General features: G+C 60.6%; 20 protein-coding genes. 14 read left to right on the top strand and 6 right to left on the bottom strand.

Annotated features, from left to right (window positions below; translation table 11 throughout):
* The first annotated feature begins 20 nt into the window (after window positions 1-20).
* Entirely contained in the window at window positions 21-470 is a 450-nt protein-coding gene (locus DJFAAGMI_RS21670) for a MerR family transcriptional regulator (protein WP_211459052.1), read from the top strand.
* Here the strand turns inward: DJFAAGMI_RS21670 and DJFAAGMI_RS21665 are convergent.
* Entirely contained in the window at window positions 455-1,141 is a 687-nt protein-coding gene (locus DJFAAGMI_RS21665; RefSeq protein ID WP_211459050.1) for a type 1 glutamine amidotransferase domain-containing protein, read from the bottom strand. The two genes, DJFAAGMI_RS21670 and DJFAAGMI_RS21665, sit on opposite strands and share 16 nt — an antisense overlap.
* A 292-nt stretch (window positions 1,142-1,433) precedes the next feature.
* Between DJFAAGMI_RS21665 and DJFAAGMI_RS21660 the strand changes: the two genes are divergently transcribed.
* The gene (locus tag DJFAAGMI_RS21660; protein WP_211459048.1) at window positions 1,434-2,234 is read left to right on the top strand and encodes a MetQ/NlpA family ABC transporter substrate-binding protein; all 801 of its coding nucleotides are present in this window, start codon (window positions 1,434-1,436) and stop codon (window positions 2,232-2,234) included.
* Window positions 2,235-2,238: 4 nt separating this feature from the next.
* A complete protein-coding gene (locus tag DJFAAGMI_RS21655; RefSeq protein WP_211459046.1) occupies window positions 2,239-3,342 on the top strand; it encodes a DUF6817 domain-containing protein in 1,104 nt (367 codons plus the stop codon).
* Between the two features lie 117 nt (window positions 3,343-3,459).
* Here DJFAAGMI_RS21655 and upp read toward each other — a convergent pair whose 3' ends face one another.
* From upp to DJFAAGMI_RS21630, 5 genes are all read right to left on the bottom strand, one after another.
* Entirely contained in the window at window positions 3,460-4,092 is a 633-nt protein-coding gene (upp, locus tag DJFAAGMI_RS21650) for a uracil phosphoribosyltransferase (RefSeq protein ID WP_043005336.1), read from the bottom strand.
* Between the two features lie 111 nt (window positions 4,093-4,203).
* Window positions 4,204-5,178, bottom strand: coding sequence for a threo-3-hydroxy-L-aspartate ammonia-lyase (locus DJFAAGMI_RS21645; RefSeq protein WP_211459044.1), 975 nt, complete (start codon window positions 5,176-5,178; stop codon window positions 4,204-4,206).
* Window positions 5,179-5,359: 181 nt separating this feature from the next.
* Window positions 5,360-6,256, bottom strand: a complete 897-nt coding sequence (locus DJFAAGMI_RS21640) for an enoyl-CoA hydratase-related protein (RefSeq protein ID WP_211459042.1) — start codon at window positions 6,254-6,256, stop codon at window positions 5,360-5,362.
* Window positions 6,257-6,348: 92 nt separating this feature from the next.
* On the bottom strand, window positions 6,349-7,923 hold the full coding sequence (locus DJFAAGMI_RS21635; RefSeq protein ID WP_211459040.1) for a methyl-accepting chemotaxis protein: 1,575 nt from the start codon (window positions 7,921-7,923) through the stop codon (window positions 6,349-6,351).
* Window positions 7,924-8,182: 259 nt separating this feature from the next.
* Window positions 8,183-9,709: a helicase HerA-like C-terminal domain-containing protein gene (locus DJFAAGMI_RS21630; protein ID WP_211459038.1), complete on the bottom strand. Its 1,527-nt coding sequence runs from the start codon at window positions 9,707-9,709 to the stop codon at window positions 8,183-8,185.
* An 80-nt stretch (window positions 9,710-9,789) separates the two neighbouring features.
* On the opposite strand from DJFAAGMI_RS21630, the gene DJFAAGMI_RS21625 reads away from it, so the two are divergent.
* The 11 genes from DJFAAGMI_RS21625 to DJFAAGMI_RS21575 all read left to right on the top strand — a co-directional run bounded on the left by DJFAAGMI_RS21625 (window position 9,790) and on the right by DJFAAGMI_RS21575 (window position 23,722).
* Window positions 9,790-10,509, top strand: a complete 720-nt coding sequence (locus tag DJFAAGMI_RS21625; RefSeq protein WP_043373644.1) for a YebC/PmpR family DNA-binding transcriptional regulator — start codon at window positions 9,790-9,792, stop codon at window positions 10,507-10,509.
* Window positions 10,506-11,798 (top strand): phosphoribosylamine--glycine ligase, encoded by a 1,293-nt coding sequence (purD, locus tag DJFAAGMI_RS21620; RefSeq protein WP_043005274.1) that lies wholly within the window; start codon window positions 10,506-10,508, stop codon window positions 11,796-11,798. The genes DJFAAGMI_RS21625 and purD overlap by 4 nt, the downstream gene beginning before the upstream one ends.
* Complete coding sequence (hemF, locus tag DJFAAGMI_RS21615) at window positions 11,798-12,751, top strand: oxygen-dependent coproporphyrinogen oxidase (protein ID WP_211459036.1); 954 nt, start codon at window positions 11,798-11,800, stop codon at window positions 12,749-12,751. Before purD ends, hemF begins: the two co-directional genes overlap by 1 nt.
* A gap of 250 nt (window positions 12,752-13,001) precedes the next feature.
* Window positions 13,002-13,679, top strand: a complete 678-nt coding sequence (gene rsfS, locus DJFAAGMI_RS21610; RefSeq protein ID WP_211459034.1) for a ribosome silencing factor — start codon at window positions 13,002-13,004, stop codon at window positions 13,677-13,679.
* Complete coding sequence (gene rlmH, locus DJFAAGMI_RS21605) at window positions 13,680-14,147, top strand: 23S rRNA (pseudouridine(1915)-N(3))-methyltransferase RlmH (protein ID WP_003053899.1); 468 nt, start codon at window positions 13,680-13,682, stop codon at window positions 14,145-14,147.
* 110 nt (window positions 14,148-14,257) lie between these two features.
* Window positions 14,258-14,872: a Maf family protein gene (locus DJFAAGMI_RS21600; protein WP_211459032.1), complete on the top strand. Its 615-nt coding sequence runs from the start codon at window positions 14,258-14,260 to the stop codon at window positions 14,870-14,872.
* A gap of 139 nt (window positions 14,873-15,011) precedes the next feature.
* The gene (gene rng, locus DJFAAGMI_RS21595) at window positions 15,012-16,499 is read left to right on the top strand and encodes a ribonuclease G (RefSeq protein WP_211459030.1); all 1,488 of its coding nucleotides are present in this window, start codon (window positions 15,012-15,014) and stop codon (window positions 16,497-16,499) included.
* A 251-nt stretch (window positions 16,500-16,750) separates the two neighbouring features.
* Window positions 16,751-19,345, top strand: a complete 2,595-nt coding sequence (gene hsdR, locus DJFAAGMI_RS21590; protein ID WP_211459028.1) for an EcoAI/FtnUII family type I restriction enzme subunit R — start codon at window positions 16,751-16,753, stop codon at window positions 19,343-19,345.
* A 165-nt stretch (window positions 19,346-19,510) separates the two neighbouring features.
* Window positions 19,511-21,001: a type I restriction-modification system subunit M gene (locus DJFAAGMI_RS21585; protein WP_211459026.1), complete on the top strand. Its 1,491-nt coding sequence runs from the start codon at window positions 19,511-19,513 to the stop codon at window positions 20,999-21,001.
* A gap of 42 nt (window positions 21,002-21,043) precedes the next feature.
* Entirely contained in the window at window positions 21,044-22,807 is a 1,764-nt protein-coding gene (locus DJFAAGMI_RS21580) for a restriction endonuclease subunit S (protein ID WP_211459024.1), read from the top strand.
* A gap of 87 nt (window positions 22,808-22,894) precedes the next feature.
* Window positions 22,895-23,722, top strand: a complete 828-nt coding sequence (locus DJFAAGMI_RS21575) for an HNH endonuclease (protein WP_211459022.1) — start codon at window positions 22,895-22,897, stop codon at window positions 23,720-23,722.
* Window positions 23,723-23,737 lie beyond the last annotated feature (15 nt).

Here is a 23,737-nt window from a genome sequence, read left to right as displayed (position 1 = left end):
ATTGCGCGAGAATGGCGCACATGAAGATCGGAGAACTCGCCCAGCGCACAGGCTTGGCCGCATCGCGCATTCGCTTTTACGAGCGCATCGGGCTGCTGGGCGTTGCCCGGCGCCAGGCCAACGGCTATCGCAGCTATCCCGAAGAGGCGGTGCTGGCGCTCAGGCTGATTGCCACGGCGCAGCGGGCCGGCTTCAGCTTGCAGGAGCTGCGCCAGCTGCTGCCCGAGGATCTGGAGCAGTGGCAGCATGACGAGTTGCTGGCCACACTGCATCACAAGCTGCAGAGCATTGATCTGATGCTGGCACAGCTGACGCAAAATCGCGCCGATCTGGGCGAGCTGATCGCCCATATCGAAGCCAGACCCGAAGACATGGACTGCGCCGCCAATGCTCGGCGTGTGCTGTCGCAGATGCGCTTGCTGGGGCGGGACGAGGAGGCGGCGGGCCGGCCTGCTCAGCCCAGCAACTGAGCCACCTGCAGGGCAGTGGCCCGGGCCGATTGCGGGTTCTGCCCCGTCACCAACCTGCCGTCTGTCACGACCTTGGAGACAAAGGGCAGCCAGGCTTTCTCATACCGGGCACCGCGCTGGCGCATCAGCGCTTCGGCGTTGTACGGCACTTTGCCGGCCACGCCGGCCAGCCTTTCTTCCAGCCAGGAAAAACCAGTCAGCCTGCGTCCGGCGACCAGCAGCGAGCCGTCGGACAGACGGGTTTCGAGCAGACCGCAATAGCCGTGACAGACCGAGGCAACGACGCCACCGCGCTCATGGATGTCGCGCGTGATGCGCTGCAGCTCCTGCGAGGATGGAAAGTCCCACATCACTGCATGGCCGCCGGTGAAATAAATGGCATCAAAGTCCTGCGCGTCCACGGCGTCAGGAGCGGCCGTATTGGAGAGCAGGGCCATGCGCGCTGCATTCGCCAGCCATGCCCTGGCCGTGGCATCCCGGTTCGGCCATTTCAGCGAGCGCGGCTCCAGTGGCGAGCGGCCACCCAGCGGGCTGACCAGGTGCTGCGCATAACCCCGCCGGGCAAAGACTTCCCAGGCATGGCTGAGCTCCGACAGCCACAGGCCGGTGGGCTCGGCAGGGTCATCGTAGTGGGCGACGTTGCTGACGACGTGAAGAATGCGACGAGGCATGGGGTGTCTCCTGTGGCTACCAACTTAAGCTTGAAGTGCAGTTCAATGTCAAGCTCGCGATGTGCTTGAGAAATTCCTGTTTTGATAGCTTTCATCGCTTGATGGGTAAGGGATTGAGATGTTTTTGTTGGTATTTTCCGAGCCACGCTGCCAGCCATCCTGCTTTGTGATGGGGGCGGGCCTCAGCCTGGCTGCCGAGGTTTGCTTTATGCGTTAAGTTTCAAGCAGCTGTCCCTGAGCGTGCACATGCTTGGTGGACCCGAGTTTCCCGGATTTGTCTTGAAAGGTGCCCATGGTGCACAAGCGTTCTCTCGTAAAAGCCCTGGCAGTTGCCGCCCTGGTAGCTGCCGCATTGCTGGCCCAGGCACAGGATCTGGCCGTGACTGTCGGCGTGACGGCAGGCCCCCACGCCCAGATTGCCGAAGTGGCCAAGCAGGTTGCAGCCAGGCAGGGCCTGAAGGTCAGGCTGGTGGAATTTGGCGACTTCATCCAGCCCAATGCGGCGCTGTCTACCGGCGATCTTGACGCCAACATCTACCAGCATCAGCCCTTCCTCGATGCCCAGAACAAGGACCGAGGCTACAAGCTGGTGCCCGTGGCCAAGGCCGTGAATCAGCAAATGGGCGTGTACTCCAGAAAGATCAGGAAGCTGGCCGATCTCAAGAGCGGCGCGCGCGTGGGCATTCCCAACGATCCCACCAATGGCTCGCGTGCTCTGATGGTGCTGGCCAAGCAGGGATTGATCACACTCAAGGCCGATGCCGGTGCGCGTGCCTCGGTGCTGGACATCACGGCCAACCCGAAAAAGCTCAAGTTTGTCGAGCTCGAAGCCGCCCAGTTGGCCCGCGCCCTTGATGATCTGGATGCCGCGGCTGTCAACAGCAGCTACGCCGTGGCAGCCGGCCTGTCCCCCCAGGGCGACTCGCTGGCGCTGGAAGATGTGAACACGCCTTATGTGACCGTGCTCATCGTCACGCGCGCCGGTCATGAAAACAGCAAAGGTTTGCAGGCCTTTGTGAAGGCCTACCAGTCACCCGAGGTCAAGGCCTTTGTGGAAAAGACCTTCAAGGGTGCCTACACAACTGCATGGTGAGCGCATGAATCAGCCCTGGAATCAACTGGATGAGGCGCTGTTCGAACGCGCCAAGACTTTGCTGGACGAAGAATGGCTGAGCCGTGACGCCGATCTGGCGCCGCTGCTGCCTGTGGTGCTGGAGCGCGGCGTGGGTCAGGATTGGCACAAGGCCGGCACTTTTCGCCACCATCTGGCAGGCGTGGCGCGCTCTCTGGCGCTGTGGCAGCAGCCCAGGGAGGTGCGCCAGCTGGGTCTGCTGCACAGTGTCTACGGCAATGCCTTTGTCGATCTGGTCAAGTTCGATGCCGGCAACGAGCGCGAGCAGCTTAAGAGCCTGGTCGGGGAGCAGGCCGAGCATCTGGTCTATCTGTTCTGCACCATGAGCCGTACTCAGTTCGTGCAAAAGCTGCTGGCCGGCGAGCTGGGTGCCGATGGCAGCCTGCAGATCGAGCGTAACGGCCCCGAGCCGCGCGAGACCATCAGGCTCACGGCCTATGAAGTAGCGGTGTTCGCGATCGTCAGCATGGCCGACAGCATGGAGCAGTGGTTCAGCTGGCAGGAAGACATCTATTCGCGCTTCCCGGCCGTGGACCACAGTCGCCAGCAGGCCGTGCACTGGGCGGCGTCGCTGTGGCCCGGCCCCATGCGCCCGAGCAGCCGCATGCTCAGCCAGATCAGCGGCCTGGGCCAGGCGCTGCAGCATCCTGCGCTCAAGACCCAGCTGCCGCTGCCGCCCGTGTTTGCGAACTGCAGCCAGCTGCTGAGCGCGGGCAACGAGGCTGTGGCCGTGGCGCTGTACTGGTCGGTGATTCAGCTCGATCAGCCGCTGGTCGATCTGGACGCTGCCACCGCCACGCTGGAGCAGGCCGTGGCCCTCAACCCCTGGGTGGGCGAGCCGCAGATGGTGCTGGCCCAGCTCTATCTGAGCGCTGGCCGCAGCGCCGATGCCGCTCGTGCCGCCGAGAGCGCGCTGCAGTGCTTTTGCACCTGGGGCAATGCCTGGGACAAGCGCGTGCAGTGGGATGCCTGGATCGCCTGGACGCGTATCTTGCTGCAGTCGGCCCTGCAGGACAGCTGGCCTGCTCGGCTGGACAAGCTCAACAACATGGCGCTGAATCAGATCTGAACTGGATCTGAAATTGATAGCTGTCAGCGCTTGATACATAAGCGCTGCAGGCTGTTTTAGGCATGAAAAAGCCCCAAGGCTTTGCGCCTGGGGCTTTTTGTTGGCAAGCAGCCGTGCTTACTTGGTGCCAAAGATACGGTCGCCCGCATCACCCAGGCCGGGCAGGATGTAGCCATGGCTGTCCAGCTCGCGGTCCACCGCGGCGGTGTAGATGTCCACGTCGGGGTGGGCGGCCTGCATGGTCTTCACGCCTTCGGGGGCGGCCAGCAGGCACATGAACTTGATGGACTTGGGAGCGCTCTTGTCCTTGAGCTGCTGCACGGCCGCCACGGCCGAGTTGCCGGTGGCCAGCATGGGGTCGACCACGATCACGTCGCGCTCGCCCATGTTCTCGGGCATCTTGTAGTAGTACTCGACGGGCTTGAGGGTCTCGGGGTCGCGGAACAGGCCGATGTGACCGATACGGGCACCGGGCACCACGTTGAGCATGCCATCCAGGAAGCCGTTGCCTGCGCGCAGGATGGAGACCAGCGCCAGTTTTTTGCCGTCAATGACCTTGCCCATGGTCTTTTCCATGGGGGTTTCGATCTCGATGTCCTGCAGCGGGAAGTCGCGCGTCAGCTCATAGGCCATCAGGGTGGACAGCTCGCCCAGCATGCGGCGAAAGCTGTTGGTGCTGGCTTCCTTGCGGCGCATCAGCGTCAGTTTGTGCTGGACCAGAGGGTGGTCGATCAAATGCAGAGTGCTCATGTTCTTGGTCTTTGTGGTGAAGGCAGGCAGGCCCGCTTGTGGCGGGCTCGTGCTTGCAAAATTGAGATCAGGCGGATGCGGGCCGGGCCGCAACGGACGCTATTTTCGCTGTCACTCGGACAGCAGGCTGGCAAAACGCTCTAAATCCACATTGCCACCACTGATCACGATGCCCGCGCGCTTGCCCTTGAGCGGCAGACCGCCGTGGATGGCGGCTGCCAGCGAGAGCGCGCCCGTAGGCTCGACCACGATTTTCATGCGCTCTGCGTAAAAGCGCATGGCCTGGACCAATTGCTCGTCGTTGACAGTCAGCACCTCGCTCACGCGCTGCTGGATGATGGCAAAGGTTAGATCGCCTGCTGCCTGGGTTTGGGCACCGTCGGCAATGGTGCGCGGTGTATCGATCTTGACGATATGGCCTGCACGCAGCGACTGCTGCACATCGTTGCCGGCTTCGGGCTCGACGCCGATCACCTTGCATTGCGGAGCCAGGGCGTTGGCGGCCAGCAGACTGCCCGAGAGCAGACCGCCGCCGCCCAGGCAGACAAACAGATAGTCCAGGTCCGGCACTTCCTCCAGCAGCTCCTTGACGGCCGTGCCCTGGCCGGCGATCACGTCGCGGTGGTTGTAGGGCGGGATCAAGGTCATGCCGCGCTCGGTCGCCAGCTTGTGGGCGATGGCTTCGCGGTCTTCGGTGAAGCGGTTGTAGGTGACGACCTGGGCGCCATAGCCGCGCGTGGCCGCCATCTTGGAAGCTGGTGCATCCTCGGGCATGACGATCAGGGCCGGCATGTCCAGCAGCTGGGCCGCCTGGGCAATGGCCTGGGCATGGTTGCCGGAGGAAAAGGCCAGTGCGCCGCCTTTGCGCTGCTCGGGCGTGAACTGCGCCAGAGCGTTGTAGGCGCCGCGGAATTTGAAAGCGCCTATGCGCTGCAGGTTCTCGCATTTGAAGAACAGGCGCGCGCCCAACTGTTCGTCCATGGTGCGGCTGGTCAGCACCGGCGTGCGGTGGGCTACGCCCTGCAGGCGCTGGGCAGCGGCCACGACATCGTCATAAGTGGGCAGGGGGGCGTTGTTTGTGCTCATGGCAAGACAGGCTGGGGTGGTACTGAATCCATGATAACGGGGCCCCGCACACTTCGAGCCGATTTGCTGCGTTGCGGCTCGGCTACCTGTCGATGGCGCCCAGCGGGCCATCGAGAAGAGAGAGGAGTACCAGTAAAAAAGGCATGCAGCCCTTTACTAGTAAGCGCTGATAGCTATTAAATCAGGATCTATCGCTTGCTGGAGGCAGTGCTGGTGCAAACGCCTGCAGCGGCTCCAGCGAAGGGAAGTCGCCAGCGCGCTTGGCCTGCATGGCACTCACGGCCTCCATGACATGCCGGTTGCTCCAAATGCCGCTCTGCACCCAGCCCATTTGCTGCAGCGAGTCGCTCACGCTGTGATCGCGCGCATAGTTGATCACCTGCTTGCTGCCCCAGATGGCCACGGGCGGCTTGGCTGCAATTTCGCGCGCGCAGGCGAGAGCTGCTGTGACGGTGGCTTCGGGCGTGTCGTGGACAGCGTTGACCAGGCCGTGACTGGCGGCCTCCTGCGCAGTCATGCGGCGGCCGGTGTAGGCCAGCTCCTTGACGATGCCCAGTGGCATCAGTTTGGGCAGGCGCTGCAGGCTGCCCAGGTCGGCGGTCATGCCGATATTGATCTCCTGCACGCAGAAAAAGGACTCGGCGCTGGCATAGCGTATGCATGCGGTGGCCACCAGATCCAGTCCGCCACCCACGCAGGCGCCCTGGATGGCGCAGATCACGGGCATGCGCAGGGCTTCGATCTTGTTGAAGGTGGATTGCAACTGGGCCAGGGTGTCGATGATGGCGGCGCGGCCCTCGGGCGTGCGGTCATTGGGCGCAAAGGCAGGGTCGGCAAAGGTATCGAGTGCCATGCCGGCGCAAAAATGCTTGCCCGTGCTGCTGATCACCAGCGCGCGTGACTGGCCGCTGCGCTGCAGCGTATCCAGCACCAGGTCCAGCTCCTGCCAGAACCTGGGGTTCAGGGTGTTGAAGGCATCGGGGCGGTTGAGCACCAGATGGGCGATATGGTCGACCAGGTCCAGGCGAAAGCTGCTCAGACCGGCGGTCAGCAAGGTGTCGTCAGAGGTATGGGGCATGCCGCATGGTGTCTTGCGGCGCCGAGCGGGCCAGTCACAAGCGTGACTGCCCCGGGCAAACCGGGGTAGCCGGCAGGCATGCCCCTGCCGGCTCAGACCGTCAGCGCCGGCGCTCTGTCTGCGGCCTGGACCTTGAATACGGACACCATGCCGGTCAGGCGCTGGGCCTGGTCGCTCAGCGAGACGGCGGCCGCCGTGGATTCCTCGACCAGGGCGGCATTCTGCTGCGTCATCTGGTCCAGGTTGGTCACGGCCTGGTTGACCTGGCTGATGCCGTCATGCTGCTCCATGGCCGAGGCACTGATCTCGCCAATCATGTCCGAGACCTTGCCGACGCTGCTGACGATTTCCTCCATCACGCGCCCCGCCTGGGAGACCTGGTCTGCGCCTTCCTGGGCGGCGTCCACGGAGGTGGTGATGAGCGCCTTGATCTCCTTGGCCGCCTCGGCACTGCGGTGAGCCAGGGCGCGCACTTCGCCGGCGACCACGGCAAAGCCTCGGCCTTGTTCGCCGGCGCGCGCGGCCTCGACCGCCGCGTTGAGGGCCAGGATATTGGTCTGGAAGGCGATGGAGTCGATCACGCCGATGATGTCGGAGATGCGGTGTGCGCTGTCGCTGATGCGTCCCATGCTGCTGACCACGGACTGCACCACATGGCCGCCGCGCTGAGCGACCTGTGCAGCATTGCCTGCCAGATGGTTGGCCTGGCGGGCGGTGTCCGAAGCCTGGGCGACGGTGGCGGTCAGCTGTTCCATGCTGGCCGCGGTTTCCTCAAGATTGGCGGCGGTCTGCTCGGTGCGTGCAGACAGGTCGTGGTTGCCGGTGGCGATTTCGGCCGATGCGGTGCTGATGGAGTGCACGCTGGTGCGTACATCGGCCACCAGGCTGCGTAGCTGGGCAGCCATGGTCGAGACGGAGCTCAGCAGGCGGCCGAACTCGTCATGGCGGTCGTTGCTGGCGGTCACCGTGAGGTCGCCCTGTGCAATGGCCTGGGTCAGCTCCACGGCTTCATTCAGAGGCTGGGTGATAGAGCGGGTCAGTGCCAGCGCCAGGCCCAGTGCGGCGGTCAGCACCAGGGCCTGCACCGCCCAGGACAGCCAGATCGCTTTTTGCTGGTCTTGCTGCAACTGAAGGCTGGCGGCGTCGCGCTGCTGCTCCTGCAGCTTCACAAAGTCCTGCAGCGAATCGACATAACGGCCGATGGCGCCCAGATACTGCAGGCGGATGAAGTCGCGCATGGCTTCGATATCGCCGGTCAGCTTGATCTCCCGCGCCTGCTTGTTCAGCGCCAGAACTTCGGCACGCACGGCTGCAATCTTCTGCAGGGCAGCCTTGTCGGCATCGCTTTGAGCCAGTTTGATGACCTGTGCCTGCAGCGCCCCATTGACGGCCACGCCTTCGCTGACACGCTCGTCCATGCGCTGGGTCAGCGCTTCGTCGGTGGTCATATTGCTGGTGAGCACACGCTCGCCCGTGGTCTCGGTGGCACCTTTCCACTGAAGGGCGAGATTGATGCGATTGTCATAGTCGGTCAGGGTCTGCATGCCGGCCTGCAGGGCCTGGGTGGACGAGTGCTGGTTCCATAGCGAGACGGCCAGCATCATGGTCAGAAGCCCGCCCAAAGTGCACCACAGCTTGGTGGATACACGCCATTGATTGAATTGCATTGGCTGTAAATTTGCAAAAGCACTGCCCGGCCGGAGCGAACTGGTGGTCTGCGGCAAGACTGGGCAGCGTGGTTAGCGTAGAGGAAAGAAGCGGCTGTGCCTGCTGGCAGCAGCACATGTCCAAGAGACTGGCGGTTGGCACCAGGGGATGGATTTATTATGTATCGACATAATGACTGCCGCCTTGAGCGCTTTCTGTCCGAAGGCCATAAAAAAAGGCCTGCTGACGCAGGCCTTGGAGCGAGTGAGTGCGTTGGAATCAGCGCTTCTTGTTGCCCAGAATGCCGCCCAGCACGCCGCGCAGAATCTCCTTGCCCAGGCTGTTGCCCACGGTGCGTACCGTGGACTTGGCCATGGTCTGCACCAGGCCGTCGTGCTGGCCGCCGCGCGGGCCGGTGCGGCCGAACAGCAGCTCCTTGAGGCCGTCCATCATGGAGTCTGTGGCGCCGCCTTGCGCGGCCGCTCCGGCCGCTGCAGGTGCATCGCCGGGCTTGGCGGGCACGGCGCTGGCAGTACGGTCGCGCAATATCTCGAAGGCCGATTCGCGGTCCACGGCTTTTTCATAGACGCCGGCGACCAGGGAACCCTCGATCAGCGCTTTGCGCTGCTCGGCCGTGATGGGGCCGAGCTGGCTGCCGGGCGGAATCACGAACACGCGCTCGGTCACGCTGGGGCGGCCTTTTTCGTCGAGGAAGCTGATCAGGGCCTCGCCCACTGCCAGCTCGGTGATGGCGGCGGCAATATCCAGGCCCGGGTTGGGGCGCATGGTGGAGGCGGCCGAGGCCACGGCTTTCTGGTCGCGCGGGGTGAAGGCGCGCAGGGCGTGCTGCACACGGTTGCCCAACTGGCCGAGCACGCTGTCGGGAACGTCCAGCGGGTTCTGGGTGACGAAGTACACGCCCACGCCCTTGGAGCGCACCAGGCGCACGACCAGTTCGATGCGTTCGATCAGCACCTTGGGTGCATCGTTGAACAGCAGGTGGGCCTCGTCAAAGAAAAACACGAGCTTGGGCTTCTCGGGGTCGCCGATTTCCGGCAGCTGCTCGAACAGTTCGGACAGAAGCCAGAGCAAAAAGGTCGAGTACAGGCGCGGCGCATTCATCAGCTTGTCGGCCGCCAGCACGTTGATCACGCCCATGCCGTTGGCATCGGTCTGCATCAGGTCGTTGATGTCGAGCATGGGCTCGCCGAAGAACTTGTCGCCACCCTGGCTTTCAATGGTCAGCAGGCCGCGCTGTATGGCGCCCACGCTGGCCGAGCTGATATTGCCGTACTGGGTGGTGAACTGCTTGGCGTTGTCGCCCACAAAGTTCAGCATGGCGCGCAGATCCTTGAGGTCCAGCAGCAGCATGCCGTTGTCGTCGGCAATCTTGAACACCAGATTGAGCACGCCCATCTGGGTCTCGTTCAGATTCAGCATGCGGCCGATGAGCAGAGGGCCCATGTCCGAGATGGTGGCGCGTACGGGGTGGCCCTGCTCGCCGAACACATCCCACAGCGTGGCGGGGCAGGCCAGGGGCTGGGGCAGCGTCAGGCCGCGCTCCTTGAGCGAGGCGGCCAGCTTGCCTTCGATCTTGCCGGCCTGGCTGATGCCGCTCAGGTCTCCCTTGACGTCGGCCATGAAAACCGGCACGCCGATCTGCGAGAAGCTTTCGGCCAGTTTTTGCAGCGTGACGGTCTTGCCGGTACCGGTGGCGCCTGTGATCAGGCCATGCCGATTGGCCAGTCCGGGCAGCAGTACACATTCTGTGGCAGAGTGCTGGGCAATCAAAAGGGGTGAAGCCATTTCGGGTTTCCTCTGGGGGGGCATGCAGTCAAAAGTAAAATCGCTCCCGCTAGGTTAAATCAAATATCAAAGGATTCCCTGTGGCAGGACACAGCAAATGGGCCAACATCCAGCACCGCAAGGGTCGCCAGGATGAAAAACGTGGTCGCATCTGGACGCGCATCATTCGTGAAATCATGGTTGCCGCCCGCCAGGGTGGGGGCGATCTGAGCGCCAACCCGCGTCTGCGTCTGGCGGTGGACAAGGCCAAGGCGGCCAATATGCCGGCCGACAATATCAAGCGCAATATCGACAAGGCCACCGGCAACCTCGACGGCGTGACCTACGAGGAAATCCGTTACGAAGGCTATGGCATAGGCGGCGCGGCCATCATTGTCGACACAATGACGGACAATCGCGTGCGTACGGTGGCCGATGTTCGCCACGCATTCAGCAAGTACGGCGGCAATATGGGTACCGAAGGCTCGGTGGCCTTCCAGTTCAAGCATGTGGGTCAAATCATGTTTGCCCCCGGTACGGACGAAGAAAAAGTCATGGAGATCGCGCTGGAAGCCGGTGCCGAGGATGTGATCACCGATGACGAAGGTGGCATCGAGGTGCTGACGGCCCCCGGCGACTTTGAAGCCGTGCGTGACGCACTGCAGGCCGCCGGCTTTACCGCCGACATGGCCGAGGTGACCATGCGCCCCGAAAATACAATCGCTCTCGAAGGCGATGATGCAGCTCGCATGCAGAAGCTGCTGGACATGATTGAAGACTTGGATGACGTTCAGGACGTCTACCACAACGCAGAAATATGAAAATTCTTGTGATTGGCGGCGGTGGCCGTGAGCACGCTCTGGCGTGGAAGTTGGCCGAATCGCCCAAGGCGACCAAGGTCTATGTGGCTCCCGGTAACGGTGGCACTGCCCTGGCTGGCGGCAAGCTGGAGAACCTCAACATCACCGATGTGAAGGCTCTGCGCGAATGGGCCCAGGCTGAAAAGATTGCCGTGACGGTGGTGGGGCCCGAGGCTCCGCTGGCGGCCGGTGTGGTCGATGAGTTCCGTGCCCACGGACTCAAGGTCTTCGGCCCGACCAAGACTGCAGCCCAGCTGGAGTCTTCCAAGGCCTATTCCAAGGACTTCATGGCGCGCCACAGCATTCCCACGGCGCAATATGAAACCTTCACCGACGCCGTCGCGGCCCACGCCTATGTGGATCGCCTGGGTGCTCCCATCGTCATCAAGGCCGACGGCCTGGCTGCCGGCAAGGGCGTGGTGGTGGCCATGTCGCTGCAGGAAGCCCATGATGCCGTGGACTTCATGCTGGTGGACAACAAGTACGGGGTCCAGCACAACGAAGGCGGTGCACGCGTCGTGATTGAGGAGTTCCTCGAAGGTGAGGAAGCCAGCTTCATCGTGCTGTGCGACGGCAAGAACGTGCTGGCGCTGGCGACCAGCCAGGACCACAAGCGCTTGAAGGATGGCGACCAAGGTCCCAATACCGGCGGCATGGGCGCTTATTCGCCTGCGCCCGTGGTGACGGCCGATGTGCATGCCCGCGCCATGCGCGAGATCATCCTGCCCACCATCCGCGGCATGGAAAAAGACGGCGTGCCCTACACCGGCTTCCTGTATGCAGGTCTGATGATCGACAAGGCCGGCCATCTCAAGACGCTGGAATTCAACTGCCGCATGGGCGATCCGGAAACCCAGCCCATCATGATGCGCCTGAAGAGCGACCTGGTGGACGTGATGCTGGCTGCCTGCGAAGGCAAACTGGACCAGTTGGAGCTGCAGTGGGACCGCCGCACCGCATTGGGCGTGGTCATGGCTGCTGCCGGCTACCCCGAAGACCCGCGCAAGGGCGATGTCATCACCGGTCTGCCTGCCGCCGCCGACGATGCCATGGTCTTCCATGCCGGCACCCAACTGGGCGACGACGGCCAGCCCGTGACCAGCGGTGGCCGCGTGCTGTGCGTGACCGTGCTGGCCGACAGCGTCAAGCAGGCGCAGCAGAAGGTGTATGACGTGGCACGTGGCATCCACTTCGATGGCGCCCAATATCGCCGCGACATCGGCTTCCGCGCCGTCAAGAAAGCCGACTGATGACCCAGGCATCCTCATCTTCTGTGGCTGATCAGCTGCCTGCGGCCGAGGTGCGTGAGTACCTGATGGGTCTGCAGACCCGCATCACCGAGGCGCTGGAAGCGATCGAAGGCGAGGGTGGTGCGCGGTTTCTGGCAGATGCCTGGCACAAGGAGCCGGGCGAGAAGCTGCAAGGCAACGGCGTCACCAAGATCATGGAGGGCGGGCGCGTGTTCGAGCGCGCAGGCTGCGGTTTCTCGCATGTGCGCGGGCCACAGCTGCCGCCTTCGGCCACACAGCACCGGCCCGAGCTGGCAGGGGCCCCGTTCGAGGCCATGGGCGTGTCGCTGGTGTTTCATCCACGCAACCCCCTGGTTCCCACGGTGCACATGAATGTGCGCATGATCTCGGCCGGCCATGAGGGGCAGCCCAAGACCTGCTGGTTTGGCGGCGGTATGGATTTGACGCCGGTCTACGGCTTCGAGGAAGACGCCGTGCATTTCCACCAGAGCTGTCGCGATGCGCTGGCGCCATTTGGCGAGCCGCTCTATCCGCGCTTCAAGCAATGGTGCGACGAGTATTTCTTTCTCAAGCATCGCAACGAGCAGCGCGGCATTGGCGGCATATTCTTCGATGATTTCAGCGAACTGGGACAGCAGCAGAGCTTTGCCATGCTGCGTTCGGTTGGCGATGCCTTTCTGAAGGCCTATCTGCCCATCGTGGAGCGACGCCGGAATGCGCAGTACACGCAGCAGCAGGTGGATTTCCAGCGCTACCGGCGTGGCCGCTATGTGGAATTCAACCTGGTCTGGGACCGGGGCACGCATTTCGGCCTGCAGTCCGGCGGTCGCACGGAGTCCATCCTGCTGTCCATGCCTCCTCATGCGGACTGGAGCTATCAGCGTGAGGATGCACCCGGTACGCCCGAGCGCGATCTGCTTGAAAAGTACCTGATTCGCCGTGACTGGCTCTGAGGCGCAGGCCTCTGTCCGGTAGGCCGGATTCCCCTGTTGATCGGGCATAAAGCCCTGTCAGCAGGGAAATTTTTAGAAAACTATAATTTCCATAGCTGGATGCGCGCTAATGACTGGCGCGTCAACCTTTTTCAATGCGTGAAGAGCACAGGCCCCTGGCGGTCTGGACGCCTATGTCAACCCAACCCTGATACGGGTGTGGCGCGGCACACGCTATATTGATCCCATCATTTACTGATTCCATCGCCTGATGACCACCTCCACCAAATCGGATTCCGCAGCCAAGCGCGACGTCGCCAAACTCCAGCGAGCCATTGTTGACGGCCTCGAAGACGTCAAGGCCCACGACATCCAGGTGTTCAACACCGAAGCGCTGTCCCCGCTGTTCGAGCGCGTGATCGTGGCCTCGGGTACCTCCAATCGCCAGACCAAGGCACTTGCCTCCAGCGTGCGCGAAGCCGTCAAGGAAGCAGGCTTTCCCGTGCCCCGTCAGGAAGGTGAGCAAAACGGCGAATGGATCATCGTGGATTGCGGCTCGGTGGTCTGCCACATCATGCAGCCGGCCATTCGCCAGTACTACCGCCTGGAAGAAATCTGGGGCGAGACACCGGTGCGTATGAAGATCGGTGCCGCCAAGCCTAAGCCCGCCGAAGTGGCCGCCAAGAAGCTGGCCGCCAGGCAGGCCGTGGACAAGGCCGCTGCGGAAAACACTGTGGTCGAGAAAAAACCTGCTGCCAAGAAGGCTGCGGCCAAGAAGCCCGCCACCAAGACAGCCGCTGGTGCCAAGCCTGCAGCCAAGAAGCCCGCTGCCAAGTCCGCCGCCGCCAAGACGGTCAAGACCGTGGTCGTCAAGCCCAGCACTCCCCGTACTGCCAAGCCGGCTGCCGCCAAACCCGCAGCCAAGCGTGCTCCTCGCGCCAAGGCCTAAATGAAGCTGACCATCGTGGCCGTAGGCCTGCATGTGCCCGACTGGGCGCAGACGGCCTACGACGATTACGCCAAGCGCTTTCCGCCCGAACTCAAGGTTGAACTCAAGGCTGTCAAGACCGAGCCGCGCGGCTCCAAGACGCTGGAGACCCTGTATGCGGCAGAGCGCAAGCGTATCGAAGCCGCCATCCCCAGAGGCACCCGCATCGTGGTGCTCGACGAGCGCGGCACCAATCTGACCACCAAGGCGCTAGCCCAGCGCCTCAAGGGCTGGCAGCTCGAGAGCGACGACGTGGCCCTGGTCATTGGCGGCCCCGACGGTCTGGACCCCGAGTTCAAGGCTGCCGCCCATGAGCGTATCCGTCTCTCTGACCTGACCTTGCCGCATGCCATGGTGCGCGTGCTGCTGATCGAGCAGCTCTATCGCGCCTGGTCGGTCAATGCCGGTCATCCCTATCACCGCGAATAAGCGCTTGTGATCGGACTCTGCGTGCAATTTTACGCAGTGCGTGATACTATGATTTTGATAGCCTGTCGCGCTTGATATATGGGCGCTAGAGGCCATTTTTAATCAAAATCATGGCGCCATTTCTCTATCTTGCATCCCAAAGCCCCCGCCGTCGTCAACTGCTCGAGCAGTTGGGCGTGGCGCATGAATTGCTGCTGCCCAATGCAGCCGGCGATATCGCCGAGGATGCCGAAGCCATAGAGGCCGAGCTGGCCGGGGAAGATCCCCATGACTATGTGCAGCGCGTGACGGCGGGCAAGCTCGCTGCGGCCGTGGCCCGCCATGCACGGCGCGGTCTGCCGGCTGCGCCCATTCTGTGCTCGGACACCACCGTGGCCCTGGGCCGACAGATTCTGGGCAAGCCCGCCGATGCCGAAGACGCACGACGCATCCTGCGTCTGCTCTCCGGGGCCGAACACGAGGTGCTGACTGCCGTGGCGCTGCAAAGCGGTGCCCGGCGTCTGCAGGCCCTGTCGGTGTCCACCGTGCGCTTTGCGCCCATGACCGAGGCTCAGATCGATGCCTATGTGCTTTCGGGCGAGCCCATGGGCAAGGCTGGTGCCTATGGCATACAGGGCAGGGCTGCCGCGCATATTGCGCAGATCCGCGGCAGCTATTCGGCCATCATGGGCCTGCCCGTTTACGAAACTGCCGAGCTTTTGCGCCAGCTGGGCTGGCCGCTCTGAACCTTTGGCGCAATCGACACTCTGTTCTTGAGGCTTCCCCAAGGGAAGGTCTGCATGGCAGCTGTCTTGCGCCAGCCATGCGCGCGTCGCACACTGGGCGCAGCAAAAGCCAGGACATATAAAGAAAGAACGACAGTCAATGCAGCAAGATATTTTGATCAACTGGTCGCCGCAGGAAACGCGGGTGGCGATTGTCGAGAATGGCGCCGTGCAGGAGCTGCACATGGAGCGCCCGCTGGAGCGGGGACTCGTCGGCAATATCTATCTGGGCAAGGTCTCGCGTGTGCTGCCCGGCATGCAGTCCGCCTTCATCGATATCGGCCTGGAGCGTGCGGCCTTTCTGCATGTGGCCGATGTCTGGCAGCGCCAGGAAAGCGGCGAAGCTCCGATGTTCGCGCGCAAGGACCAGCCGCTGATACCCATCGAAAAGCAGGTGTTCGAAGGCCAGTCCATCATGGTGCAGGTCATCAAGGACCCCATAGGGACCAAGGGTGCGCGCCTGTCGACGCAGATCAGCATTGCCGGGCGCCTGCTGGTGTTTCTGCCGCAGGACGACCATATCGGCATCTCCCAGAAAATTCCCCAGAACGAGCGCGATGCCTTGCGGGCCCGCCTGCAGGAGCTGGTCGGCACCAAGGAGGGCGGCGGTGGCGGCGGCTTCATTCTGCGCACCAATGGCGAGGAGTCCAGCGATGCCGAGCTGGCCGATGACATCCGCTATCTGCGCAAGACCTGGGCGCGCATCAAGGATGCGGCGCAGAAGCTGCCCGTCATGTCGGTGATGCACCAGGATCTGAACCTGCTGCAGCGTGTGCTGCGGGATCTGGTCGGCGAGAACACTCAGAGCATTCGCATCGATTCGCGCGAGCAGTTTGCGCTGCTCAAGAGCTTTGGCCAGGAATACATGCCGGCGGCCGTACCCAAGCTGGCGCTGTACAAGGGCGAGAGGCCGATTTTCGACCTCTACAACATCGACGAGGAAATCGCGCGTGCGCTGGGGCGGCGTGTGGATCTGAAGTCGGGCGGCTATCTGATCGTCGATCAGACCGAAGCCCTGACCACTATCGATGTGAATACCGGCGGCTATGTCGGTGCACGCAATTTTGACGACACCATCTTCAAGACCAATCTGGAAGCGGCGCAAGCCATTGCGCGTCAGTTGCGGCTGCGCAATCTGGGCGGCATCGTCATCGTGGACTTCATCGACATGGTGCGCGAGGAGCATCAGGGCGAAGTGCTCTCCGAATTCCGCCGCCAGCTGGCGCGCGACCGCGTCAAGACCATGGCCGGCGGCTTCTCTCAGTTGGGCCTGGTGGAGATGACACGCAAGCGTACGCGCGAGTCGCTCGCCCATATGCTGTGCGAGCCCTGTGCCGCCTGCTCCGGCAAGGGCAACGTCAAGACTGCGCGCAGCATCTGCTACGAGGTTCTGCGCGAAATCCTGCGCGAAGCGCGCCAGTTCAATCCGCATGAGTTCCGCGTTGTGGCATCCCCCAAGGTGGTGGAGATGTTCCTCGACGAGGAAAGCCAGCATCTGGCCAGTCTTTCGGACTTCATCGGCAAGCCCATTTCGCTGCAGGCAGAGACTGCGATGGCGCAGGAGCAATACGATATCGTGCTGCTGTGAGTGAGAGTGCATTCAGTGTCATTTGATTTGAAAATCATTTTCCAAATTTAGACAATGCTCAAAGTAATTTGTTGCTCAACTTCTCCAAACTGATTTACTTGCATTTGGCATTTCCAGGTAGCAGAAGTGTGGGGAGTTAGGCGACGCCTACGGATTAAATGGAAAACTCCTGCGAATCTAAATGACCACGAGGCCTGACTGAGGGCCTGTACATCCGCGTCATAATCCCGGTGAAAAGCAATGAGGATGGCATGGACAAGAAGCAGCTTAGCGAAGCCGACATTTGTGCGAAATTCATCAGCCCGGCTGTGTTGAATGCTGGTTGGAGCGAGTTGGATCAGATCTACCGTGAGTACACCATTGCTCCAGGGCGTATTGTGGTCAGAGGGCAGAAGGCCCAGCGCAATCTGCAGTCAGTTTTGCGTGCAGATTACTTGCTGTGCCATCAATATGGTCAGCCTTTGGCCGTTATTGAGGCCAAAGACAACTGCCATACCGTCGGTGCGGGCATGCAACAAGCCGCTGAATATGCGCAGCGCATGGGGGTGCCTTTTGCATTTGCCAGCAACGGCGACGGTTTTGTATTCAGGGATGCCAGCCTGCTTTTCAACGGGCAGTTGTTGACCGACCTCGGAATGGATGAGTTCCCATCGCCTGCGCGGCTTTGGGCGCTATTTCAGCAATGGAAAGGCTGGTCAGCTGAACAAACCCGTGTGAATGGCTTCGCCTACCACCAAGGTGACAACGGCCGTGTGCCGCGCTACTACCAGTTGCACGCCATCAACCGCACGTTGGAGGCGGTAGCCGCGGGGCAAAACCGTGTGTTGCTAGTCATGGCCACAGGCACCGGCAAAACTTACACCGCCTTCCAGATCATCTGGCGCCTTCTCAAAAGCGGGGCTAAAAAGCGGGTGTTGTTCCTCGCCGACCGAAACATCCTGGTGGACCAGACCATGGTGGGCGACTTCAAGCCCTTCAAGGGTGGAATGGCCAAGCTCAGCCCCAACGCCAAAGGCATTGAGCGTGTGGATGCCAATGGAGTCACCACAGTGGATGAGCTGGAGCTGGCTGTCACCAAAGGCAAGAAAAGCACAGGTGGCAAGCAAGTCATCAAAGCCTATGAGGTGTATCTGGGCCTGTACCAAGCCGTTACCGGCAAGAGCGGGGCGGATGATGTGTACAAACAGTTCAGTCCCGACTTTTTTGACCTCATCATCATTGACGAATGCCACCGTGGCAGCGCCAATGAAGATTCGGCATGGCGCGAGATTCTGGACTACTTCAGCAGTGCTACGCAGGTGGGGCTGACGGCTACGCCCAAAGAAACCGAGGATGCCTCCAACATCCACTACTTTGGCGAGCCCGTCTACACCTACACCCTCAAGGAAGGCATTGAAGACGGCTTCCTGGCCCCGTACAAAGTTGTGCGCGTCGATCTGGATCGTGACACCTTCGGCTGGCGGCCCCCCAAGGGCATGCTGGACGACAACGGACACCCCATTGAAGACCGCATCTACAACGCGGCTGACATGAACCGCAACCTGGTGCTGGGCCTGCGCGACCGCGTGGTGGCGGGCAAAATTACCGAATACCTCAAGGGCACCGACCGCAACGCCAAAACCATTGTGTTCTGCGAAGACGTGGACCATGCCCAGCGCATGACGGCCGCGCTGGCGCAGGCCAACAAAGACATCTGCGCGACCCGCCACAAATATGTGATGCAGATCACTGGCGACAACGAGGTAGGCAAGCGCGAGCTGGACAACTTCATCGACCCTGACAGCCCAGACCCCGTGATTGCCGTCACCAGCAAGCTGATGAGCACTGGTGTGGATGCCCAGACCTGCAAGCTCGTGGTTCTGGATCAGAACATCAAGTCCATGACGCTGTTCAAGCAAATCATTGGGCGTGGCACGCGGTTGAACGAAGAGCATGGCAAGCAGTTCTTCACGATTTTGGATTTCAAGCGTGCCACGGAGCTGTTTGCAGACAAGGACTTTGACGGTGAGCCCGTGCAGATCTACCAGCCCACGGGTGATGACGATGTGGTGCCACCATCGCCCACGGATGATGAAAGCACCGTGATCGACGGCGACAGCTGGTTGCCAGACGCGGATGGCGATGGCCAGGGTGACGGCAGCTCCGTGCCGGGCGGCAACACCAAGGACCCGGCAGGCCTCTATGGCGATGGGACTGGTGGTAGCGCTGGCGCGGCAGGCGACACGGACAAGCCGCGCAAATACCAGATCGGCAGCCGCGTCACCGTGGCCATTGCCCGTGAGCGCGTGCAATACCTGGACGCCAACGGCAAGCTGGTCACGGAAAGCCTGCGCGACTTCACCCGCATCAACCTGGCCAAAAAATATGAATCGCTGGACGCCTTTATGCAGGCCTGGAGCAGCGCTGACCGCAAGCAAGCCTTGATCGAGGAGCTGCAGCACCATGGCGTGCTGCTTGATGTGCTGACCGAAGAGTTGTCACTGGAAAAGGGCGACGGCAGCAGCCTGCAAGGGGCTGACCCGTTCGACGTGCTGCTGCACGTCGCCTATGACCAGCCCATACTTACTCGCAGTGAACGGGCCAAACGGGCCAGGAAGAAGCTGCACGACGATGGCATCTACGCCAAGTACGGTGAAACCGCCCGCAAGGTGCTGGACGCTTTGATCGACAAGTACGCAGACGAGGGCATTGCTGCCATTGAAAATACCGATGTGCTCAAGGTCCAGCCCTTGAGCCAGATGGGCTCGCCAGTGGAGTTGATCAAGAGCTTTGGCGGCTCCAAGCTCAATTACCAGACTGCCATCGCCCATCTGGGCCAAGCTATCTACCAGCCAGGCCATCCATAAGCTTGCAAAATGTATAGCTGCCCACGCTTTTCTGAAAAGCGTGGGCAGCATTTTTTACACGACTTACGCAAAACGGGTTCGGGCAAGGCGACAGCTTCAGAAGGCAGGCTGTTGTTGCATTCTTGTTTACGTAAGTCCTAATTCAGATATCCAGAAGTTCGCAGCATGTCCAATCTGTCATCCATCATCAAATCCATCCAAGACACCATGCGCCAGGACAGTGGGGTGGATGGAGATGCCCAGCGGCTGTCTCAACTGACCTGGCTGCTGTTCCTGAAGGTGCTTGATGCCCTGGAAGAAGAGCTGGAGTTCACCAGAGACAACTACCAAAGCCCTATCCCCGAAGCACTGCGCTGGCGCAACTGGGCCGCTGACGAAGAAGGCATGACGGGCGAAGCCTTGCTGGACTTTGTGGACAACCAGCTCATCCCTACGCTCGCCAGTCTGCCCGGCAGCATCGAGCAAAACCCGCGCGCCTATGTGCTGCGCAGCGTGTTCGACGACACCTACAACTACATGAAAAGCGGCCACCTGCTGCGCCAGGTTATCAACAAGCTGGCCGTCATCGACTTCAACCGCCAGGCCGAGCGCCACCAGTTCAACGACCTGTACGAAAAGCTGCTCAAAGACCTGCAGGCCGCAGGCAACGCGGGCGAGTTCTACACGCCCCGCGCCGTCACCCAGTTCATGACCGATATCGTCAACCCCCAGCTGGGTGAAACCGTCATGGACCCTGCCACCGGCACCGGCGGCTTTCTGGTCTGCGCCATCGAGCATTTGCGCCAGCAAGCCCAGACGCCCGAGCAGCAGGCCCTGCTGCAAACCGCCGTGCGCGGCGTGGAGAAAAAGCCGCTGCCCCACAGTCTGTGTGTGACCAACCTCATGCTGCACGGCATTGAAGTGCCCAGCCAGATCAAGAATGACAACACCTTGAGCCGCCCGCTGCGCGACTACGGCCGGGCCGACCAAGTGGACATCATCCTCACCAACCCGCCTTTTGGCGGCACCGAGGAGCCGGGTATTGAAGACGGTTTTCCCGCCGACCTGCGCAGCCGCGAAACGGCTGATTTGTTCATGATTCTCATCATGAAGCTGCTCAAAGACGGCGGCCGCGCCGCCGTGGTGCTGCCCGATGGCTTTTTGTTTGGCGAAGGCAGCAAAAGCCGCATCAAGGAAAAGCTGCTCACCGAGTGCAATCTGCACACCATCGTGCGCCTGCCCAATGGTGTGTTCAACCCTTACACCGGTATTAAGACCAATATCCTGTTCTTCACCAAGGGCCAGCCCACGCAAGACGTTTGGTACTACGAGCACCCATACCCCGTGGGCGTGAAGAACTACAACAAGACCAAGCCCATCAACATCAAAGAATTCGATGTGGAGAAAGCTTGGTGGGGCAGCGCCACAGACGGCTACGCCAGCCGCGAGCAGACCGAGCAGGCGTGGAAGGTCAGCATCGACACCTTGCGCGCCGCTAACTGGAATCTGGACCAGAAAAACCCCCATGTGGGCGAGCAAGTCAGCCATGACCCGGATGAACTGCTGGCGCAATACCAGCAACTGCAGACTGACGCACAGGCCCTGCGCAGCCAGTTGCAAGCCATGCTGGCCCAGTCGCTGGCGGGTGGTGTAGATGCTGCTGCATCGAAGAAGTAATAGCCGCTAGCGCTTGATAACAAAGGATTTCAGGGTCAAACCATGCTGAACACAAGCAATGACCAGCGCAAGCTGCTACCTAATTTTGAACAACTGTTTGCCACTACCGCCCAAGCTCCCGGCGGTGTGGCCCGTCTGCGCGAGCTGATCTTGACGCTGGCCGTGCAGGGCAAGCTGGTGCCTCAGGATACAAATGATGAACCGGCCAGCGAATTGCTGAAAAAGATTCGCGCAGAGAAAGACCGGCTGATTGCGGAAGGGAAGATCAAAAAGGACAAACCGCTGGCGGAAATTACGGAAGAAGAAAAGCCGTTTGAATTGCCGGTGGGGTGGGAGTGGGTAAGATTTGGAAAATTGCCTTTTTCTAGCAGTACTGGCTTGGATCGTGGGCGTGATCAGCAAAGCGAATCACTTGCTTATCCATATTTTAAAATGAACAATATAGCGAATAGTGGTGGCGTCACATATTCAGCTTTAATTCGGGTTAATGCAAATGATGAAGAGTTGCAAAAATTTAAATTAAAGATAGGCGACTTCTTATTTAATACTAGAAACAGCCGTGAACTAGTCGGTAAAACTTGTGTTATTGAATTTCTTCCAGAAGAAAACACAATATTTAACAATAATATCCTTGTTTCGCGTTTTCACGGAAAAATTGAAGCAAATTTTATTGATGCATGGTTTCGTAGTCCACTAGGTCAAATAAGGCTTGATCAGATTAAGTCGGCGACTACCAATGTTTGTGCAATTTATCAAGGCAATTTGTTCCATTTTTTGTGTCCCATCCCGCCCCTCGCCGAACAATCCCGCATCGTCACCCGCGTTGAAGAACTGATGCGCCTCTGCGATGCGCTGGAGGAAAAAGGCCAGCTGGAACACACCCAGCACCAGCAATTGCTGCAAGCTTTGCTGGACAGCCTCACCCAAACCCAAAGCGCGCAAGAACTGGCGCGCAACTGGCAGCGGCTGGCGCAGCACTTTGACCTGCTCATCGACCGCCCCGAAGCCGTGGACGCACTGGAGCAAACCATCCTCCAACTCGCAGTACGTGGCTTGCTGGTGGAGCAGGATGCGAATGATGAGGCTGCGAGTGAATTGCTCAAGAAGATTCGGCTGAAAAAGGATCGATTGATTGCAGAGGGGAAAATTAAGAAAGATAAACCGCTGCCTGCGATTAATGATGATGAAAAGCCGTTTGACTTGCCGGCGAGGTGGGAGTGGGTGAGGATGAGTTCCCTTGGAGAGTCGTTTGATTACGGGTCATCCCAGAAATCGGTAGATGACAGTGCTGCTGTTCCCATCTTACGTATGGGTAATATTCAAGGTGGCCGAGTTGTCATGAGCAATTTGAAATATCTGAAGGACCTTCAGGGCGAATTGCCATACCTGTTTTTGCACAAAGGTGACCTACTTTTCAATCGTACAAATAGCTATGAGCTTGTGGGCAAGACAGGGTTGTTTGAGGGGTATTCACGCAAGGTGACTTTTGCCTCTTATCTCATTCGCATACGGCTTATGAATGGCTTGGTTAATTCCGAGTACATCAATGCTTACATGAACACTCGCGACTGCCGCGAAAATGAGATCGAACCGGATTTGACTCAACAGACCGGTCAAGCAAACTACAACGGCACCAAGTTAAAAAGCATTCGAGTTCCTCTTCCTCCCTTCGACGAACAATCCCGCATCGTCGCCCGCGTCACCGAGCTACGCGCCCTGTGTCAGCAGTTGCGCGAAAAGCTCACCCAGGCGCGCAACACCCAGACCCAGTTAGCGCAGGCATGGGTAGAGCAGGCTGCGGCCTGAAAGCGGTTGGCTGCACCTCAGTAGACCGATCGTTAGTGCGCAAGCCAGGGTTGGCTTGCGCTTGTTGTGTGTAAGTAAAGAGATCTGATGTCTTTGTCTGTTGAAGTGGTAGAGCCCGTGCTGGTCGCACGCGGCTATGGCGAGAAGAATCGAACCAAGAAAAAGGTGGTCTACCAGCGTGGCAGCTCCTACCCGCTGTATCTGAACCTGCAAAGCAAAAATGGCACTACGGTGCTCGTGGCGCACCCGCAATCTGGCGTCGGAGCCGTGCAAGGGGCTGGCGTGCATGTGGGGAGCGGCTACTTTCACTCTTCCAATATGGGGCTGTTCCCCAAGCATATGCACACAGGGGCAACGCCGATTCCCTTTGGGCTGGGACTGACCTTTGACAGCGAAGTAGCACTGACGCGTTGTCTGGATTTTCTGGAGGGCGTACAGCCTGCGTCGTTGTCAGTATCTGATTCCCCATCAGGTAGTGATGCGTCTGCAGCGCTTGCACAAGACGCCGCGCTCCCGCCTGGTCAAGATGTGCAGACCCAGAGCACTCGCCGCGTTGGCCACAACAGCTTTCGCGAGGCGCTGGTGCAGTACTGGGGTGGGGTATGTGCCATCACAGGCGTAGCCAATACGGGCTTGTTGCGCGCATCACATATCAAACCGTGGGCAGCAAGTACCCCAGAGGAGCAAACCAACCCGTTCAATGGCTTGCTGCTGGCGCCACAGTGGGATGCTGCGTTTGACCGCGGGCTGATCACGCTGGATGCGGTTGGACAGGTGCTTGTATCCCCCCAACTGGCTGCGGCGGATGCCGCTTTGCTTGGGATTGGGGTGGGCATGCGCTTGCGCAAGCCGCTGCAGCCCCAGCACCAAGGGTTCATGGAGTATCACCGGCAGCATGTGTTTCAGGCCGCCTGAGTCGGCTAGATTCAC

Origin of the sequence: Comamonas brasiliensis (assembly GCF_018292285.1) — a bacterium.
GTDB lineage: Bacteria > Pseudomonadota > Gammaproteobacteria > Burkholderiales > Burkholderiaceae_C > Comamonas > Comamonas brasiliensis.
Note: the sequence above shows the minus strand (reverse complement) of the source record. Positions and strands in the feature narration are given on the sequence as shown.

Bases quoted from the DNA above. Each gene is read 5' to 3' on its own strand.
- DJFAAGMI_RS21670 (WP_211459052.1), top strand. From the start codon at position 21: ATGAAGATCGGAGAACTCGCCCAGCGCACAGGCTTGGCCGCATCGCGC.
- DJFAAGMI_RS21665 (WP_211459050.1), bottom strand. From the start codon at position 1,141: ATGCCTCGTCGCATTCTTCACGTCGTCAGCAACGTCGCCCACTACGAT.
- DJFAAGMI_RS21660 (WP_211459048.1), top strand. From the start codon at position 1,434: ATGGTGCACAAGCGTTCTCTCGTAAAAGCCCTGGCAGTTGCCGCCCTG.
- DJFAAGMI_RS21655 (WP_211459046.1), top strand. From the start codon at position 2,239: ATGAATCAGCCCTGGAATCAACTGGATGAGGCGCTGTTCGAACGCGCC.
- upp (WP_043005336.1), bottom strand. From the start codon at position 4,092: ATGAGCACTCTGCATTTGATCGACCACCCTCTGGTCCAGCACAAACTG.
- DJFAAGMI_RS21645 (WP_211459044.1), bottom strand. From the start codon at position 5,178: ATGAGCACAAACAACGCCCCCCTGCCCACTTATGACGATGTCGTGGCC.
- DJFAAGMI_RS21640 (WP_211459042.1), bottom strand. From the start codon at position 6,256: ATGCCCCATACCTCTGACGACACCTTGCTGACCGCCGGTCTGAGCAGC.
- DJFAAGMI_RS21635 (WP_211459040.1), bottom strand. From the start codon at position 7,923: ATGCAATTCAATCAATGGCGTGTATCCACCAAGCTGTGGTGCACTTTG.
- DJFAAGMI_RS21630 (WP_211459038.1), bottom strand. From the start codon at position 9,709: ATGGCTTCACCCCTTTTGATTGCCCAGCACTCTGCCACAGAATGTGTA.
- purD (WP_043005274.1), top strand. From the start codon at position 10,506: ATGAAAATTCTTGTGATTGGCGGCGGTGGCCGTGAGCACGCTCTGGCG.
- hemF (WP_211459036.1), top strand. From the start codon at position 11,798: ATGACCCAGGCATCCTCATCTTCTGTGGCTGATCAGCTGCCTGCGGCC.
- rsfS (WP_211459034.1), top strand. From the start codon at position 13,002: ATGACCACCTCCACCAAATCGGATTCCGCAGCCAAGCGCGACGTCGCC.
- rlmH (WP_003053899.1), top strand. From the start codon at position 13,680: ATGAAGCTGACCATCGTGGCCGTAGGCCTGCATGTGCCCGACTGGGCG.
- DJFAAGMI_RS21600 (WP_211459032.1), top strand. From the start codon at position 14,258: ATGGCGCCATTTCTCTATCTTGCATCCCAAAGCCCCCGCCGTCGTCAA.
- rng (WP_211459030.1), top strand. From the start codon at position 15,012: ATGCAGCAAGATATTTTGATCAACTGGTCGCCGCAGGAAACGCGGGTG.
- hsdR (WP_211459028.1), top strand. From the start codon at position 16,751: ATGGACAAGAAGCAGCTTAGCGAAGCCGACATTTGTGCGAAATTCATC.
- DJFAAGMI_RS21585 (WP_211459026.1), top strand. From the start codon at position 19,511: ATGTCCAATCTGTCATCCATCATCAAATCCATCCAAGACACCATGCGC.
- DJFAAGMI_RS21580 (WP_211459024.1), top strand. From the start codon at position 21,044: ATGCTGAACACAAGCAATGACCAGCGCAAGCTGCTACCTAATTTTGAA.
- DJFAAGMI_RS21575 (WP_211459022.1), top strand. From the start codon at position 22,895: ATGTCTTTGTCTGTTGAAGTGGTAGAGCCCGTGCTGGTCGCACGCGGC.